Source organism: Mycobacteroides chelonae, from assembly GCF_016767715.1.
Classification (GTDB): Bacteria; Actinomycetota; Actinomycetes; order Mycobacteriales; family Mycobacteriaceae; genus Mycobacterium; species Mycobacterium gwanakae.
The window spans coordinates 2,885,980-2,902,611 of the sequence record NZ_CP050145.1 but is presented as its reverse complement, the minus strand read 5'-3'; the positions used below and the strand labels follow the sequence as shown (position 1 = coordinate 2,902,611).

At 65.1% G+C, this 16,632-nt stretch carries 16 protein-coding genes; 13 read left to right on the top strand and 3 right to left on the bottom strand.

Annotated elements, in window-relative coordinates; translation table 11 throughout:
• Window positions 1-7: 7 nt before the first annotated feature.
• The 3 genes from HBA99_RS14245 to nusB are packed head-to-tail and all read left to right on the top strand — an operon-like array spanning window position 8 to window position 2,186.
• Complete coding sequence (locus HBA99_RS14245; protein WP_070952600.1) at window positions 8-1,108, top strand: M24 family metallopeptidase; 1,101 nt, start codon at window positions 8-10, stop codon at window positions 1,106-1,108.
• Between the two features lie 36 nt (window positions 1,109-1,144).
• A complete protein-coding gene (gene efp / locus HBA99_RS14240; RefSeq protein ID WP_030093559.1) occupies window positions 1,145-1,708 on the top strand; it encodes an elongation factor P in 564 nt (187 codons plus the stop codon).
• Window positions 1,701-2,186 carry a transcription antitermination factor NusB gene (nusB, locus tag HBA99_RS14235; protein WP_044103937.1) on the top strand — a complete coding sequence of 162 codons (486 nt, stop codon included), beginning with the start codon at window positions 1,701-1,703 and terminating at the stop codon, window positions 2,184-2,186. The genes efp and nusB overlap by 8 nt, the downstream gene beginning before the upstream one ends.
• A gap of 1 nt (window position 2,187) precedes the next feature.
• Here the strand turns inward: nusB and HBA99_RS14230 are convergent, their stop codons facing one another.
• On the bottom strand, window positions 2,188-2,616 hold the full coding sequence (locus tag HBA99_RS14230) for a nitroreductase family deazaflavin-dependent oxidoreductase (protein WP_070930692.1): 429 nt from the start codon (window positions 2,614-2,616) through the stop codon (window positions 2,188-2,190).
• 144 nt (window positions 2,617-2,760) lie between these two features.
• On the opposite strand from HBA99_RS14230, the gene HBA99_RS14225 reads away from it, so the two are divergent.
• The 3 genes from HBA99_RS14225 to HBA99_RS14215 are packed head-to-tail and all read left to right on the top strand — an operon-like array spanning window position 2,761 to window position 4,963.
• Complete coding sequence (locus tag HBA99_RS14225) at window positions 2,761-3,687, top strand: DUF4259 domain-containing protein (RefSeq protein ID WP_165615258.1); 927 nt, start codon at window positions 2,761-2,763, stop codon at window positions 3,685-3,687.
• Window positions 3,680-4,228, top strand: coding sequence for a hypothetical protein (locus HBA99_RS14220; protein ID WP_057979799.1), 549 nt, complete (start codon window positions 3,680-3,682; stop codon window positions 4,226-4,228). The genes HBA99_RS14225 and HBA99_RS14220 overlap by 8 nt, the downstream gene beginning before the upstream one ends.
• Before the next feature lie 51 nt (window positions 4,229-4,279).
• Window positions 4,280-4,963 carry a class I SAM-dependent methyltransferase gene (locus HBA99_RS14215; protein WP_057965963.1) on the top strand — a complete coding sequence of 228 codons (684 nt, stop codon included), beginning with the start codon at window positions 4,280-4,282 and terminating at the stop codon, window positions 4,961-4,963.
• Window positions 4,964-4,971: 8 nt separating this feature from the next.
• Here the strand turns inward: HBA99_RS14215 and HBA99_RS14210 are convergent, their stop codons facing one another.
• Window positions 4,972-6,192 carry a serine hydrolase domain-containing protein gene (locus HBA99_RS14210; RefSeq protein ID WP_070924316.1) on the bottom strand — a complete coding sequence of 407 codons (1,221 nt, stop codon included), beginning with the start codon at window positions 6,190-6,192 and terminating at the stop codon, window positions 4,972-4,974.
• 141 nt (window positions 6,193-6,333) lie between these two features.
• Between HBA99_RS14210 and pyrR the strand changes: the two genes are divergently transcribed.
• The 7 genes from pyrR to pyrF are packed head-to-tail and all read left to right on the top strand — an operon-like array spanning window position 6,334 to window position 14,907.
• Window positions 6,334-6,882, top strand: coding sequence for a bifunctional pyr operon transcriptional regulator/uracil phosphoribosyltransferase PyrR (pyrR, locus tag HBA99_RS14205; RefSeq protein WP_030093552.1), 549 nt, complete (start codon window positions 6,334-6,336; stop codon window positions 6,880-6,882).
• Window positions 6,837-7,835 carry an aspartate carbamoyltransferase catalytic subunit gene (locus HBA99_RS14200; protein WP_193601822.1) on the top strand — a complete coding sequence of 333 codons (999 nt, stop codon included), beginning with the start codon at window positions 6,837-6,839 and terminating at the stop codon, window positions 7,833-7,835. Before pyrR ends, HBA99_RS14200 begins: the two co-directional genes overlap by 46 nt.
• Window positions 7,832-9,133, top strand: a complete 1,302-nt coding sequence (locus HBA99_RS14195; RefSeq protein ID WP_070949544.1) for a dihydroorotase — start codon at window positions 7,832-7,834, stop codon at window positions 9,131-9,133. The genes HBA99_RS14200 and HBA99_RS14195 overlap by 4 nt, the downstream gene beginning before the upstream one ends.
• Window positions 9,130-9,627 carry a PH-like domain-containing protein gene (locus HBA99_RS14190; RefSeq protein WP_030093549.1) on the top strand — a complete coding sequence of 166 codons (498 nt, stop codon included), beginning with the start codon at window positions 9,130-9,132 and terminating at the stop codon, window positions 9,625-9,627. Before HBA99_RS14195 ends, HBA99_RS14190 begins: the two co-directional genes overlap by 4 nt.
• Window positions 9,609-10,754 carry a glutamine-hydrolyzing carbamoyl-phosphate synthase small subunit gene (gene carA, locus HBA99_RS14185; protein ID WP_420063470.1) on the top strand — a complete coding sequence of 382 codons (1,146 nt, stop codon included), beginning with the start codon at window positions 9,609-9,611 and terminating at the stop codon, window positions 10,752-10,754. Before HBA99_RS14190 ends, carA begins: the two co-directional genes overlap by 19 nt.
• Window positions 10,754-14,092, top strand: coding sequence for a carbamoyl-phosphate synthase large subunit (gene carB, locus HBA99_RS14180; protein ID WP_057965957.1), 3,339 nt, complete (start codon window positions 10,754-10,756; stop codon window positions 14,090-14,092). Before carA ends, carB begins: the two co-directional genes overlap by 1 nt.
• Window positions 14,089-14,907, top strand: a complete 819-nt coding sequence (pyrF, locus tag HBA99_RS14175; RefSeq protein ID WP_070949545.1) for an orotidine-5'-phosphate decarboxylase — start codon at window positions 14,089-14,091, stop codon at window positions 14,905-14,907. The genes carB and pyrF overlap by 4 nt, the downstream gene beginning before the upstream one ends.
• On the opposite strand, the gene HBA99_RS14170 is transcribed toward pyrF, so the two are convergent.
• Window positions 14,889-16,208: an acyltransferase family protein gene (locus tag HBA99_RS14170; protein ID WP_070952599.1), complete on the bottom strand. Its 1,320-nt coding sequence runs from the start codon at window positions 16,206-16,208 to the stop codon at window positions 14,889-14,891. The genes pyrF and HBA99_RS14170 overlap by 19 nt on opposite strands.
• Between the last annotated feature and the right edge of the window lie 424 nt (window positions 16,209-16,632).

Genomic DNA, 16,632 nt, shown 5'->3' with positions numbered 1-16,632 from the left:
GACACCTATGACGACCGTCCTCAGCCATATCGATCGCCGGGAACGACTGCGCGAGGGTCTGCGCGCCGACGGACTCGATGCGCTTCTGATCACCGACCTGGTCAACATTCGCTATCTGACGGGTTTCACGGGGTCCGCCGCCGCACTATGGGTGGCCGCGAGCGACGGAGCGGATGAGAAGGCGACCGTGTTGTGCACCGATGGCCGCTACCGCACCCAAGCCGCCGCGCAGGTTCCGGATCTGCGTGCACTGATCGACCGTGGCTACGGCGCGGCGCTGATCGCGTCGGCCGCCGCCGGGCGCGCAGGATTCGAAAGCCACGTGGTCACCGTCGACGGATTCGACAAATTGAGCGCGGCGGCCGGGCACGTCGAGTTGGTCCGGGCCCCGAACCGGGTGGAGAAACTCCGGGAAGTGAAGGACGAATCCGAGGTACTCATCCTCGAAAGAGCCTGCGCTGCAGCAGATACCGCGTTATCTGCCTTGATCGAGACGGGCGGGATCCGGCCTGGGCGCACCGAGCGTGATGTCGCCCGCGACCTGGAGAACCTCATGTGTGAACACGGAGCCGACGGCGCGTCGTTCGAGACCATCGTCGCGGCCGGCCCGCATTCGGCGATACCGCACCACCGACCCACCGACGCGGTGCTGGCCACCGGCGACTTCGTAAAGATCGACTTCGGTGCACTGGTCGCCGGGTATCACTCGGACATGACCCGCACCCTGGTGCTGGGATCGGTGTCGCCGTGGCAGCAGGAGATCTACGAACTGGTGCTGGCCGCACAGGCAGCGGGGCGGGAGGCCCTGGCGCCCGGGGCATCGCTGAAGGGTGTGGACGCCGCGGCCCGCGATGTCATCGCCGCCGCCGGATACGGACAGAACTTCGGTCACGGCCTCGGCCACGGTGTGGGGTTGCAGATCCACGAAGCACCGGGTATCGGTGCCGGCGCCACCGGTACACTGCTTGCTGGCTCGGCGGTGACAGTCGAGCCAGGGGTCTACCTGCCCGACCGGGGCGGAGTCCGGATCGAGGACACGCTCGTGGTGCGGCCCGACGGGCCGGAGCTATTGACCCGGTTCCCCAAGGAACTCACCGTCATTAATTGAGTAGTACTGAACAGTTACGCAAGGAGATAGACGACTGTGGCTTCAACCGCCGATTTCAAGAACGGCCTGGTGCTCAACATCGATGGTCAGCTGTGGCAGATCACCGAGTTCCAGCACGTGAAGCCCGGTAAGGGACCGGCGTTCGTGCGCACCAAGCTCAAGAACGTGCTGTCGGGCAAGGTCGTCGACAAGACCTTCAACGCGGGCGTGAAGGTCGAGACCGCGACCGTCGACCGGCGCGACACCACCTACCTGTACCGCGACGGCGACTCGTTCGTGTTCATGGACAGCCAGGATTACGAGCAGCATCACCTCACTCCCGAGCTGGTCGGCGACGCACACCGGTTCCTGCTGGAGAGCATGACCGTGCAGGTCGCGTTCAACGAGGGCGCGCCGTTGTACATCGAGCTGCCGGTGTCGGTCGAGCTGGTGGTGACGCACACCGAGCCGGGCCTGCAGGGTGATCGTTCCAGTGCGGGCACCAAGCCGGCGACGATGGAAACCGGCGCCGAGATCCAGGTGCCGCTGTTCATCAACACCGGTGACCGCCTCAAGGTCGACACGCGCGACGCCAGCTACCTCGGCCGCGTGAATGGCTGATAGCGGTTCGACCGGCCGCGCCTCCGCCAAGGGCGGCCGCCGCAAGGCGCGTAAGCGGGCAGTGGACCTGCTGTTCGAGGCCGAGGCGCGGGATATGACGGCAGCCGCCGTGGCCGATGAGCGTCGCGGCCTGGCGGAGGCGAAGCCCGACGTGGAGCCGCTGAACCCCTACACGGTGACGGTCGCGCACGGTGTCACCGAGCACGCCACGCACATCGACGAGCTGATCTCCTCGCATCTGCAGGGATGGACGCTGGCCAGGCTGCCCGCGGTGGACCGCGCGATCATGCGCGTCGCGGTGTGGGAGCTGCTCCATGCCGAGGACGTGCCCGAGGTGGTGGCCGTCGACGAAGCGGTCGAACTGGCCAAGCAGCTTTCCACCGATGAGTCACCGGCGTTCGTGAACGGTGTGCTGGGTCAGCTCATGCTGGTGACCCCGCACATCCGGGGTGGCTCGGCTTCCGGCTCCGCGGAATAGGTCAGTCGAGGCGTATCTCGAACACGGGGATCACCCGGTCCGTGAGGGTCTCGTACTCGGCGAATCCGGGTGCGCGCTGTTTGACGATCTCGAACACTCGATCACGCTCGGCGCGGGGGAGTTCGACGGCCGTGGCCTTTGTTTTCGGGTTGGCGCCGATCTCCACGGCGACATCGGGGTTGGCGCGCAGGTTCGCCACCCAGGCGGGATTCTTCGGTCTTCCCGCCGACGAACCGACGATGTAGGCCTTGCCGTCGATATCGAAGTAGGCCAACGGGTTCACGCGTTCGGCGCCCGATTTGGCTCCAGTGCTCGTCAAGAGCATGAGCGGAAAACCCTCGAATTGGCCGCCAACATTGCCGCCGTTGGCGCGGAACTCGGCGATGTTGGCCTCGTTGAATGATTGCTCGCTGCCCGATGGTTCGGTCATGGTCGCCTCGATTCTCTCGGTGATGCCGCGAGCCTATCGGCCGGTCCTGAGTGTGATCCGGATAGCAACATGGACAATAGGCGCGCGTCTCGGCTCAAGTACGTTGAGATGCGCTAGGTGGGGTGTTCTGCCACTATTAGCTGCGTGGGAGCCTGGGGTGCTGGACCGTTTGACAACGATGACGCTGCTGACTTCTTGGGCGATCTCAGGCAGAGCGACGATATCGAGCTTCAACTGGCGCGATGCCTGCGTCTGGCGAATGCTGACTACCTAGAGGCGCCGGAGGGATCGGCGGTGGTCGCTGCCGCTGCGGTGATTGCCCTGCGATGTTCGGGCGAGGTCGATGCGGGCGCGGAGCGGTGGTCGGAAGTGGTGGCCGACATCGCCATAAAGCAAACCCAGGTGTATGCGCTTGCGGTCCTGGCGCGCGGCGCGATCGCCCGGGTTCAGGCTCCGGGCAGTGAGCTCGCCGACCTGTGGACCGATGCGGATCCCGCTGAGTGGGTGGCTGAGGTGGCGGCTATCGAGCGTTCACTGCGCGGTGTCGAGGGGGATGGGTACCAGGACTGGGCCCCGTATCCGGACCTCACCAACGCCGCGACCGTCGGACTCCGGGACCCGAAGGTGGCGCTCGACGCGCTGCGAGCGGTGGTCGACATCTCGGAGGTGTCTGCATTCGTTCTGGATCGTGAACCAGCTGAGCAGTCGGAAGGTCTGTGGCAGGAGGTGGCGCTGACCGACGGCCGCAGGCTTGTGATGTGGCACGGCGAGGACAAGACCGGACTGCTCGGCTCCTCCGAGTTCACTTCATCGATCCGTGTGATTCCGCTGGGCGCGATCACCGACCGTCAGCTGAAGACGACGTATCAACAGCTTGGTACGGAGCGCTCGCTGCTCGCCGTCGAACTGTGGCTCTCGACGGTGACTCCGGAAAAGAGTCGTGCGGTCTCCATCTCGGAAACCGAATGGGAAGTGCAGGATTTCTACTTCGCCAAGTCGATCGTGGACGGCGGTCTCGCGCAGATGGAACGGCTTCTTCAATTCGGACGGGCGGTGGCACAACGTGTTTGACAGAGATGCCGACTGGGCGGCCATCCCGCATTTGGGTGCTGCGATTGGAGTTTTCACGCCGCATGCCTGGATGGCGATCGATCAACTACGCCGGGTGGTCGACGTAGCGCAGGTGGGCACCTTCCTGCTGAACCGAGGCTGCGAGCACGGGGCGTGGGGTGAGAAGTGGTGGTACGAGATTGCGCTGGTCGACAGTGGGCGGCTGATTCTGTGGTTCGTCAGAGAGGGGCACTGCGCGGGGCATGACGAGCGGCCCCCGCATCCCACGGTATCGGTGACCCTGCGCACCATCCCGCTGTCCGAAATCACCGATAAGTCCCTGAAGGTCGACTACGACGTCGCGCCGGACGGCGCCGTGACCATGACGACGGTTGACCTGACGCTCTACACCTCGACCACCACGCGTACCGTCAAGGCTTCGCTGGAGGAATACCGGCACAGCATCGAGCACTTCCAGTTCTCGAAGTATTCCAGTCATGGTGTGGCACAGATGAATCGACTCATCGATTTCGCGCACGCGGTGTCCAGGGAGATTCGTTGATCAAATGTCAGGTGCATTGACACGCGTCGCCGGATTCGGCATCCTGGGTCCATGACCGAGAACCTGCAAGACATGTTCGAATCCTCGTATCGGGGTGAGGCGCCCGAGCAGCTCGCCGCTCGGCCGCCGTGGAGCATCGGGCAGCCGCAGCCTGAAATCCTGACGCTCATCGAGCAGGGCAAGGTGCACGGCGACGTGTTGGATGCCGGGTGTGGGGAGGCCGCGACCGCTCTGTACCTCGCCGAGCGAGGCCATGCCGCCGTCGGCCTGGACGCCGCGCCCACGGCGATCGAGCTGGCCAAGGGTTATGCGGCCGAGCGCGGCCTGACCAATGTCACCTTTGACGTTGCCGACATCTCGAACTTCACGGGGTACGACGGACGCTTCGGGACGATCATCGACTCGACGCTGTTCCATTCGATGCCCGTCGCCTTGCGTGAGGGATATCAGCAGTCGATCGTGCGTGCCGCGGCACCGGGCGCCACGTACATCGTGCTGGTTTTCGACAAGGCGGGCTTTCCCCCGGACATCGACGGGCCCTATCCCGTCACCGAACCCGAGCTGCGCGCGATCGTCTCCAAGTTCTGGACCATCGACGACATCAGCCCGGCGCGGCTGTACGCCAACGGCGAGGGATTCAAGGACGGCGCGGCGCAGAGCTTCGCCGAAGTCCGTGAAGAGCCCAACGGCCGAGTCTCGATGGCGGGCTGGCTGCTACAGGCGCACCTGGACTGATCCGGCGCTCACAGCGCGGCGTAGACGGCCTGCGCGAACTGAATGTGCAACAGCTGCAGACGCAGGGTGGATGTGCTCGCCAACGCGGCTTTGGGGTCCAGGTCGGGCATCCGCCACTGCGGCAAGAACATGAGGATCGCGTCGGCCTTCGGGTCGGCGTGCCACCATGTTCCGAACGCGCCAGGCCAGCCGAAGGTGCCGGCGCCGCCGGGGCCGAACAACGCGGCCGCATTCGGATCCAGGACGACCGACAAGCCCAGACCGAAGCCGCGTCCGGTCCAGTACGGCAGGCCGAATGCCGGCAGTTCTCGCTGAGCGGGGGTGAGCCGGTTGGCGCGCAATGCCGCGGTGGACTCCGGGGAGAGAATGCGGACCCCGTCGGCCTCGCCGCCACCCAGCAGTGCCCGCGCAAAGGTCAGGTAGTCGCCTGCGGTACTTGCCAGCGCGCCGCCGCCACGACACAGCGCCGGGGCCGACGTGGGCATCGAGGTGAGATAGCCACGGTCGGCCGCCACGACCTGGTCGTGATCGTCGAGGCCATACAGGCGTGCCAGTCGTCCGGCCTTGTGTTCGGGAACGAAGAAGTCGGTATCCGACATGCGCAGCGGATCCAGGATTCGTTGACGCAGCAGCTCGTTGAGCGGCAGCCCGGCTGCGCGGGCGATCAGTAACCCGAGCACATCGGTCGAATGGCTGTAGTGGAAACGCTCTCCGGGTGGGTACACCAGCGGCAGCGCGGCGATGGCCGCTATCCATGCGTCGGGCTCACTGAATGTCGCCGTGTGCAGTGGCTGATAGGCCTTCGCGATAGGTCCGGTCGCAATGAAGTCGTAGGTCAGACCGCTGCGGTGGGTCAGCAGATCCTCCACCGTGATGGTGCGGGGCGCCCGGAACGTGTCATCCAACGGCCCACCCGGATCCTTGAGCACCCGCATGTCGGCGAACTCCGGCAGCCACGTGGTGATCGGATCGTTCAAGCGGATCGTGCCGTCGTCGACGAGGGCCATGGCTGCCGCGCTGATGACCGGCTTGGTCATGGAAGCGATACGGAAAATGGTGTTCTCGGCCATGGACAGGCCCGCCTCGACATCGCGGTATCCGGTCGCGGCCAGGTGTTTGAGCTGCCCGCCCTGCCACACCAGCGTCACCGCTCCGGCCAGGATGCGGTCATTGACCGCCGCCCGGATCGGGGCAAGGGCGGCGTCGAAGGCGGAGTTGGGCTGGGGCATAACTCCATCCTGTCAGCCGAGGCCGGTGGGTGCCCGGATGCTAAGCTCCCTGGCGATAAGTGACATCCTTTAACGATCCGTCCAGTGAGGCGGAGAAGGAGGTCTCGCGTAAGCGTGGGCGCATTACCAGAGGGACGCGAACTGTTGTCCGCCGCCGATGTCGGCAGGACCATCTCGCGTATCGCGCATCAAATCATCGAGAAGACCGCTCTTTCCGATTCCAGTGACGCGCCCCGCGTCGTGCTGGTCGGTATCCCGACACGCGGCGCCACCCTGGCCAAACGATTGGCCGCCCACATCACCGAGTTCTCCGGTGTCGAGGTGCCCGCCGGATTCCTGGACATCACGCTCTACCGCGACGACTTGCGCAACAAACCCCACCGCCCGCTGGAACGCACCTCCATTCCTGAAGGCGGGGTCGATGGCGCCCTGGTGGTGCTCGTCGACGACGTGTTGTTCTCTGGACGCACGGTGCGCTCGGCGCTCGACGCGCTGCGGGATCTGGGCCGGCCGCGGGCGGTGCAGCTGGCGGTGCTGGTTGATCGCGGGCACCGTGAACTGCCGTTGCGCGCCGATTACGTCGGCAAGAACGTGCCGACCGCGCGCTCCGAAGACGTCAAGGTGCTGCTGGCCGAACACGACGGATGCGACGCCGTGGTCATCAACAGTGCGCAGGGGGAGGCCTCGTGAAGCATCTGCTGTCCGCGGCCGACCTGACCCGCGACGAGGCCACCGCCATCCTCGACGACGCCGACCGGTTTCTGCAGGCCCTGGCGGGACGTGAGGTCAAAAAGCTGCCCACCTTGCGCGGGCGCACCATCATCACGATGTTCTATGAGAACTCCACGCGGACAAGGGTTTCCTTCGAAGTGGCGGGGAAGTGGATGAGTGCCGACGTGATCAACGTCAGTGCGTCCGGTTCCTCGGTGGCCAAAGGTGAATCGCTGCGCGACACCGCCCTGACCTTGCGCGCGATCGGCGCTGACGCGTTGATTGTCCGCCACCCGGCCTCCGGGGTCGCCGCGCAGCTTGCGCAGTGGACGTCAGAAGGACTGGCCGGCGGTCCCGCTGTGATCAATGCCGGCGACGGCACCCATGAACATCCGACGCAGGCACTGCTTGACGCGCTCACCATTCGGCAGCGGCTGGGCGGTCTGGAAGGTCGCCGCATCGTGATCGTCGGGGACATCCTGCACAGTCGAGTCGCTCGATCGAACGCTCTGCTGCTCAATACGTTCGGCGCCGAGGTGGTGCTGGTAGCTCCACCCACGCTGCTGCCCGTTGGCGTCGAGACGTGGCCGGTGACGGTCAGTCACGACTTGGATGCCGAGCTACCGGGTGCCGACGCGGTGCTGATGCTGCGGGTGCAGGCCGAGCGTATGACCGGTGGCTTCTTCCCCTCGGCGCGCGAGTACTCGGTGCTGTACGGATTGTCCGAGGCCCGGCAGCGGCTGCTCTCCGAACACGCGGTGGTGCTGCATCCGGGCCCGATGCTGCGCGGTATGGAAATCGCGTCCTCCGTGGCCGACTCGTCGCAATCAGCTGTTCTGCAACAGGTATCGAATGGAGTGCATATCCGCATGGCCGTGCTGTTCCACCTGCTGGTCGGGTCGTCCGACAGCTCAGAGGCGGTGCCCGCATGAGTGTCCTGATCAAGGGCGTACTGCTGTATGGGGAGGGCGAGCAGGTCGACGTCCTCATCGAAGACGGCCAGATCACCCGCATCGAGGCCGGTATCGGAGCGGGTATCGAGACGGAAGTCGACACCGCCATCGAGGTGCCGGGGCAGGTGCTGTTGCCGGGATTCGTCGACCTGCACACGCATCTGCGTGAACCGGGGCGTGAAGACACCGAGACCATCGACTCCGGCTCGGCGGCAGCGGCTTTGGGCGGGTACACCGCCGTCTTCGCGATGGCCAACACGAATCCGGTGGCAGACAGCCCCGTGGTGACCGATCACGTGTGGCAGCGCGGCCAGCAGGTCGGATTGGTCGACGTACATCCGGTGGGTGCCGTCACGGTCGGGCTGGAAGGCAAGCAGCTCACCGAGATGGCGATGATGGCACGTGGTGCGGGCCGGGTGCGGATGTTCTCCGATGACGGCAAATGCGTGCACGATCCGCTGATCATGCGGCGCGCTCTCGAATACGCCAAGGGCTTGGGTGTGCTCATCGCCCAACATGCCGAGGAACCGCGGCTCACCGTCGGATCGGTGGCGCATGAGGGGGCCAACGCGGCCAAGTTGGGCCTGACTGGGTGGCCCCGCGCCGCCGAGGAATCCATCGTCGCGCGGGATGCGATTTTGTCACGCGACAGCGGTGCTCCGGTGCACATCTGTCACGCATCCACCGCCGGCACCGTCGAGCTGCTGAAATGGGCCAAGGGGCAAGGCATTTCCATCACCGCCGAGGTGACTCCGCACCATCTGCTGCTCGATGACGGCCGGCTGGCCTCCTACGACGGTGTGTATCGGGTAAATCCGCCGCTGCGGGAGTCGACCGACGCCCAGGCATTGCGCCGGGCCCTCGCCGACGGGGTGATCGACTGTGTGGCAACCGACCACGCACCGCACGCCGATCACGAGAAATGCTGCGAGTTCGCGGCGGCCCGCCCCGGAATGCTCGGGTTGGAGACTGCGCTGTCGGTGGTCGTGGAGACCATGGTGAAAACGGGATTGCTGACCTGGCGCGATATCGCCAGGGTGATGAGTGAGCGGCCGGCACAGATCGTCGGTCTGCCCGATCAGGGGCGTCCGTTGGCAGTCGGCGAGCCCGCCAACCTGACGATCGTTGACCCCGACGCCACCTGGACCGTCAGTGGCGACGGATTGGCCAGCAAGTCGGCCAACACCCCATTCGAATCGATGACGTTGCCTGCCACCGTGACCGCGACGCTGCTGCGCGGCCGTATCACCGCACGGGACGGCAAGGTGACCCAATGAACCACGGCGACTTCATCGGTGCCCTCATCATGGCGGGCGCCTCGCTCACCTTGACTGTGCTGCTCGCCCGCCTGATGTGGCGCGGCTGGCGCGCACGCGGCCAACGTCAGATCGACACCGTGGGGGAACTGCCCGTGGTGCCCGCCGAGCGCGGCGACATCGTTATCGAACCCGCGGATGGCCTCTACGTCGGCAGCACCATCGCGCCGGACTGGCAGGACCGAATCGCGGTGGGCGACTTGGGCTACCGCGCGAACGCCACCTTGACCAGATACACCGGCGGGATCCTGCTGGAACGCAGCGGCACCGGGGACATCTGGATTCCCGCCGACGTCATCACCGAGATCCGTACGGCCAAGGCGCTGGCGGGCAAGGTGCTTACTCACGAAGGAATTCTTGCGATCCGGTGGCGGCTGCCCTCGGGCACCGAGATCGACACCGGATTTTTGGCACGACCGCGAAGCGAATATCAGGAATGGAAGCAGGCGTCATGAGTGACAAGGCGGTGCTCGTTCTCGAAGACGGGCGGGTGTTCACCGGCAAGCCGTTCGGGGCGGTGGGTGAAACTCTCGGCGAGGCGGTGTTCTGCACGGCCATGTCGGGTTACCAAGAAACCCTGACTGACCCGAGCTATCACCGGCAGATCGTGGTGGCGACAGCACCGCAGATCGGTAATACCGGATGGAACGACGAGGACGATGAGAGCCGCGGCGGCAAGATCTGGGTTGCCGGATATGCGGTGCGCGACCCTTCGAACAGGGTCTCGAATTGGCGCGCCACAGGGTCCCTGGATGATGCCCTCAAGGGGCAGCACATTGTCGGCATCGCCGGAATCGACACCCGGGCCGTCGTCCGTCACCTGCGTACCCGTGGGTCGATGAAGGCGGGCATCTTCAGCGGGACAGTTGCCGACGCGCCCACCGACTTCCTGCTGTCGCGCGTCAACGGCCAGCCCTCGATGCTGGGCGCGGACCTGGCAGGAGAGGTGAGCACCGACGACACCTACATTGTGGAACCCGATGGCGCGCACCGGTTCACCGTGGCCGCGCTGGACCTGGGGATCAAGACCAACACGCCACGTAACTTCACGCAACGCGGTATCCGCGTACAGGTGGCGCCCTCGTCCATCAGCCCGGACGAGCTGCTCGCGCTGTCGCCCGACGGCGTGTTCCTGTCCAACGGGCCGGGCGACCCGGCCACCGCGGATCACGTGGTGGCGGTGACACAGGCGGTGCTGCAACAGAAAATCCCGCTGTTCGGCATCTGCTTCGGTAATCAGCTGCTGGGCCGGGCATTGGGCAGGTCCACCTACAAGATGACCTTCGGGCATCGCGGTATCAATATCCCGGTCATCGATCACGCGACGGGCCGGGTCGCGATCACGGCGCAGAACCACGGTTTCGCCCTCGAAGGTGAGGCGGGTGAGCAGTTCGATACGCCGTACGGGCGCGCCGAGGTAAGCCACACCTGCGCCAACGATGGCACGGTGGAAGGGATCCGGCTGTTGGACGGATCGGCTTTCTCGGTGCAGTACCACCCGGAGGCGGCGGCGGGACCTCATGACGCCGAGTACCTCTTTGACCAGTTCGTCACGGCACTTGAGAATCGGGGTAATCGCTGATGCCACGTCGCACAGACCTCAACCACATCCTGGTCATCGGTTCTGGCCCCATTGTGATCGGCCAGGCCTGCGAGTTCGACTACTCGGGCACCCAGGCCTGCCGTGTGCTGCGGTCAGAGGGGCTCCAGGTCAGTCTCGTCAACTCGAACCCGGCGACGATCATGACCGACCCGGAGTACGCCGACAACACCTACGTCGAGCCGATCACCGCTGAGTTTGTCGAGAAAGTCCTTGCCGCACAAGCGGAGAAGGGCAACAAGATCGACGCGCTGTTGCCCACGCTGGGCGGCCAGACCGCGTTGAACACCGCGGTCGCGCTCTACGAGAACGGTGCACTCGACCGGTACAACGTGGAGCTCATCGGCGCCAACTTCGAGGCAATCCAGCGCGGCGAGGACAGGCAGCGGTTCAAGGACATCGTCGCGAAGGTCGGCGGCGAGTCGGCGAAGTCCCGCGTCTGTTTCACCATGGACGAGGTCCGCGACACCGTCGCCGACCTCGGGCTGCCGGTCGTGGTGCGCCCGTCCTTCACCATGGGTGGCTTGGGCTCCGGCATGGCCTACACCCCCGAGGATGTCGAGCGGATGGCGGGCGAGGGACTCTCGGCGTCCCCGTCGGCGAATGTGCTGATCGAGGAATCCATCTACGGCTGGAAGGAATTCGAGCTCGAGCTGATGCGCGACAGCCGCGACAACGTGGTGGTCGTGTGCTCGATCGAGAACGTCGATCCGATGGGCGTGCACACCGGAGACTCGGTGACAGTGGCTCCGGCGATGACGCTGACCGACCGCGAGTATCAGAAGATGCGTGACCTGGGTATCGCGATCCTGCGCGAGGTCGGCGTGGACACCGGCGGCTGCAACATCCAGTTCGCCATCAACCCGCGCGACGGTCGCCTCATCGTCATCGAGATGAACCCACGCGTATCGCGCTCCAGCGCGTTGGCCTCCAAGGCAACCGGATTCCCCATCGCCAAGATCGCGGCCAAGCTGGCGATCGGGTACACGCTCGACGAGATCGTGAACGACATCACAAAGGAGACCCCGGCCTGTTTCGAGCCGACTCTGGACTACGTCGTCGTCAAGGCCCCGCGATTCGCCTTCGAGAAGTTCCCCGGCGCCGACGCCACCTTGACCACCACCATGAAATCGGTGGGTGAGGCAATGTCCCTGGGGCGCAACTTCGCTGAGGCACTCGGGAAGGTCATGCGCTCGCTGGAGACCTCCGCGGCGGGCTTCTGGACCGACAACGCCAGCCCCATCGAGGATCTGGACACGTTCCTGCAGGAGCTGCGGGTGCCACGTGACGGGCGGCTCTACGGTATCGAACACGCGCTGGGTGCCGGTGTCTCCGTTGAGCAGGTGGCCGAGATCACCGGTGTCGACCCGTGGTTCGTGGAAGAGATCGCGCAGATTCACCAGCTCGGTACCGAGTTGCGCGAGGCGCCGATCCTTGACGAGGAACTGCTGCGCAGGGCCAAGCACTACGGGCTCTCGGATCGCCAGATCGCCGCACTCCGGCCGGAATTGGCGGGGGAGGACGGGGTGCGATCGTTGCGCCACCGGATGGGAATCCGGCCGGTGTACAAGACAGTCGACACCTGCGCCGCCGAATTCGAGGCCAAGACCCCGTACCACTATTCGAGCTACGAGCTGGATCCGGCCGCGGAGTCGGAGGTGGCCCCGCAGACCGAGCGGCCCAAGGTGCTCATCCTCGGGTCGGGCCCCAACCGCATCGGCCAGGGTATCGAGTTCGACTACAGCTGCGTGCACGCGGCAACCACGTTGTCGCAGGCCGGATTCGAGACCATCATGGTCAACTGCAACCCGGAAACGGTGTCCACCGACTATGACACCGCCGACCGCCTGTACTTCGAACCGCTGACATTCGAGGATGTGCTGGAGGTGTTCCACGCCGAAAATGAGTCCGGCCGCGGTGGACCGGGTGTCGTCGGTGTGATCGTGCAGCTCGGCGGACAGACCCCGCTGGGGCTGGCGAAGCGTTTGGCCGATGCCGGCGTGCCGGTGGTGGGCACCAGCCCGGCGGCCATCGATCGCGCCGAGGACCGGGGCGTGTTCGGGGATCTGCTGGTGTCGGCCGGTCTGCCGGCGCCTCGATTCGGCACCGCGACGACCTTCGAGCAGGCCAGGCAGATCGCCTCCGATATCGGTTACCCGGTGCTGGTGCGACCGTCCTACGTGCTGGGTGGACGGGGTATGGAGATCGTCTACGACGAGGACACCCTGCACGGCTACATCACGCGGGCCACCCAGCTCTCACCCGAGCACCCCGTGCTCGTCGACCGTTTCCTCGAGGATGCCATCGAGATCGATGTCGACGCGTTGTGCGATGGCACCGAGGTTTACCTCGGCGGCGTCATGGAGCACATCGAGGAGGCCGGTATTCACTCCGGCGACTCGGCGTGCGCGCTACCGCCGGTAACCCTGGGCCGCAGCGATATCGAAAAGGTTCGCAATGCCACCGAGGCCATCGCGCATGGAATCGGAGTCGTGGGCCTGCTCAATGTGCAGTACGCGCTCAAGGACGATGTGCTGTACGTCCTGGAGGCCAACCCACGTGCGAGCCGAACGGTTCCATTCGTGTCGAAGGCCACCGCGGTTCCGTTGGCCAAGGCGTGCTCACGGATCATGCTGGGCGCCACCATTGCCGGTCTGCGCGAGGAAGGACTGCTGCCCGCTGACGGCGACGGCGCCACCCTGCCGCCGGGCGCTCCGGTAGCGGTCAAGGAGGCCGTGCTGCCGTTCCACCGTTTCCGCAAGGCGGATGGCAGCCAGGTGGATTCCCTGCTCGGGCCGGAGATGAAGTCCACCGGCGAGGTCATGGGCATCGACGCCGACTTCGGTAGCGCGTTCGCCAAGAGCCAGACCGCCGCGTACGGGTCGTTGCCGAAGGAGGGCACGATCTTCGTCTCGGTGGCCAATCGCGACAAGCGCTCCCTGGTGTTCCCGGTGAAGCGACTGGCCGATCTCGGATTCAAGGTGCTCGCGACCGAAGGTACGGCAGAAATGCTGCGCCGTAACGGAATACCGTGCGAAGAGGTGCGCAAGCACTATCAGGGCGCCGAGGACGGATTGCCCCCTCGGTCCTCGGTCGACGTCATCAAGGCCGGTGAGGTCGCGATGGTCATCAACACCCCGTACGGGAACTCCGGCCCCCGCGTCGACGGATACGAGATCCGTTCGGCCGCGGTGTCGATGAACATTCCATGCATCACCACGGTGCAGGGTGCGTCGGCCGCGGTGCAGGGGATCGAGGCGGGTATCCGTGGGGATATCGGCGTGCGGTCGCTGCAGGAACTCCACGCGGGCTTGCGGTGACCTTCGGCGCACGGCTGCAGGCGGCCACCGCATCCCGTGGCCCGCTGTGTGTGGGCATCGATCCGCATCCTGAGCTGCTACGCGCCTGGGGGCTAAACGCCGATGCGTCGGGTCTGGCCCGGTTCAGCGATATCTGTGTGGAGGCCTTCGCCGACGTGGCGATCGTCAAGCCGCAGGTGGCGTTCTTCGAAACCTATGGTGCTGCAGGGTATTCGGTGCTCGAACGGACCATCGCGGGGCTCCGCGAGGCTGGTGTGCTGTTGCTGGCCGATGCCAAGCGCGGGGACATCGGCTCGACGATGGCCGCATACGCACAGGCTTGGCTGGGTGATTCACCGTTGAGCTCCGACGCGGTCACGGCCTCGCCGTATCTGGGCTTCGGATCGTTGTCTCCGCTGCTGGACCTGGCGCGTGAACGTGACCGCGGCGTCTTTGTCCTTGCCGCGACCTCCAATCCCGAGGCGCCCCCGGTGCAGCGCGCACGCGCCGGGGAGCTGACCGTCGCACAGGCGATGGTGGACCAGGTGGCCGCGTTGAACGCGAAGGGGGCCGGTCCGGGATCTGTGGGTGTCGTGGTCGGGGTCACCGTCACCGATCCGCCGGATCTGTCGTCGATCGGCGGCCCCGTACTTGTTCCGGGGCTTGGGGCACAGGGCGGTAAGCCCGAGGATCTGCGTGGCTTGGGTGGGGCTCCGGGATCGCTGTTGCTACCGGCGGTCTCGCGTGAGGTGCTGCGCGAGGGGCCCGACGTCACAGCGCTGCGTGCGGCCGTGTCGAGGCTGCGGGACAGCGTCGCCTATCTGCGTGCCGAATGAGCAAGCGAGAATTGGTTCTCTGAACTATTCGCATTGCTGTGCAATGGGTTTCGGCACAGTGCGCGTGCGGCCGCCAGCGGTATCAGGGACGCCACCACCACCCAGCGTCCAATGGGCGTGAACCCACCCCAGAGCGGATTGATCACATAGATCCGGGTGTAGACCAGCGTCAGTATCGCGCCGATCAGCACCAGGACACCGACCGCGATATCGCGTCTCGTGCTCATCGAGGGCACCGGACGGTCCCACCACGGCAGCGCACGACGTTCTGTGGCCCGCAGTGGGACGAAGAACACGGCCACGATGGCGCAGACGATGACCAGCCGCAGTACGTTCCCAGGCCAGTACCAGGCGTCGCGAGGGCTTACCAGTCCGATGCGAAGGGCCAGGTAAACCCCGTAGGACAGCAGGAACGTCACCACCCAATGCCATAGGTAGATCGTCATGCTGCCGCTACTGCAGACCTGGAGGAACCTCCATGTCCGCGCCCCCTGCAGCCAGCGGTTGATGGCCGGGGCGAAAGCGATGACCAGCATGCATTCGAGAATGGCGCTGACCGCGAGCAGCAGAGTCGGCGGCATGTTGGCGATCAGCCCGGACGGATAGGGCCCCAGGATGGCCAATGCGACGGTGACACCCAATGCGACGGCCGCGGCCGCCACGGCGACCCGGCGGGGGACCAGGGCGCGCTGATAGGCGATACCCAATGCGGCGGGTACCAACCACATGAAGATCATGTTGATCCAACCCGTCATCACCCAGGTATCGGTGACCACGCTGATGGTGTCCACCAGGGCTGTGAGCAGGCACATCGTCGCGATGAACCAGCCCAGTTGGCGTCCGGTGCGAATGCGGGCCAGCCACGGCATGAACGCAAGTGTCAGCAGATACGCGCCGACGTACCAAAGCAGCTCGATATGTCGCATCTCGAGATACAGGAGTTGTCTGGAATTGCCCATGGTGATGCGCAGCAAGGTGGTCACCAGTGCGACGAAGACGAGGAAGTAGAACACCGGGCGAAAAAGCCGCGTCGTCCGGCTCATCAGAAACTGCCCCCAGGACCTGCCGGATTCCCAGGAATGGAGATTTGCTGCTGCACCCGCAAAAAAGAACAGGGGCATCAACGGGATCAGCCAGAATAGCCAATGCACGTTGTAATTCGCGGACATGGCTGGTTTGCCCTTGACGATAGTGGGGCTGCCCGCGAGGACGTGATAGGCCACGACGGTGGCCAGTGACACGAGCCTCACGGCATCCAATACCCGATCACGCTCACGTGATGGGCGCGTGGAATCACCCATATGGCGCACCCTACCCAGCAACTGCTGTGCCTTGCTAAACAACTTCCCGGGCGCCTGCTCGCCGGCATTCTCACCTGCGCCTCTTCAACTGAACGTTGACGGGTCGCGACACGCGCAACACGAGATTCACACAAGATTTTCAGTTTGCCCTCATGGCAATCACGGTTTGCTTGTCTCCGGTTCAGGTACAAGAATCGGCGGTGTTGTCAACTCTGCATGAAACATACTGTGCGGCAACATCATTCAATCTTGACCTGCAGAAACGCCGGGTCGGAACGCATGGAAGCGATGGTTGCTCGGCAGGATCGCCTGCGGCCCCTCTAGCAGGCGATTTTCCCCGAGATGAGGGGGGTGGGGTTCACATATGTCGGTTGGCGTGGGTACGGTCGCTGTCGCTGGCTGGTTGTTTTCCAGCCGATCAGAA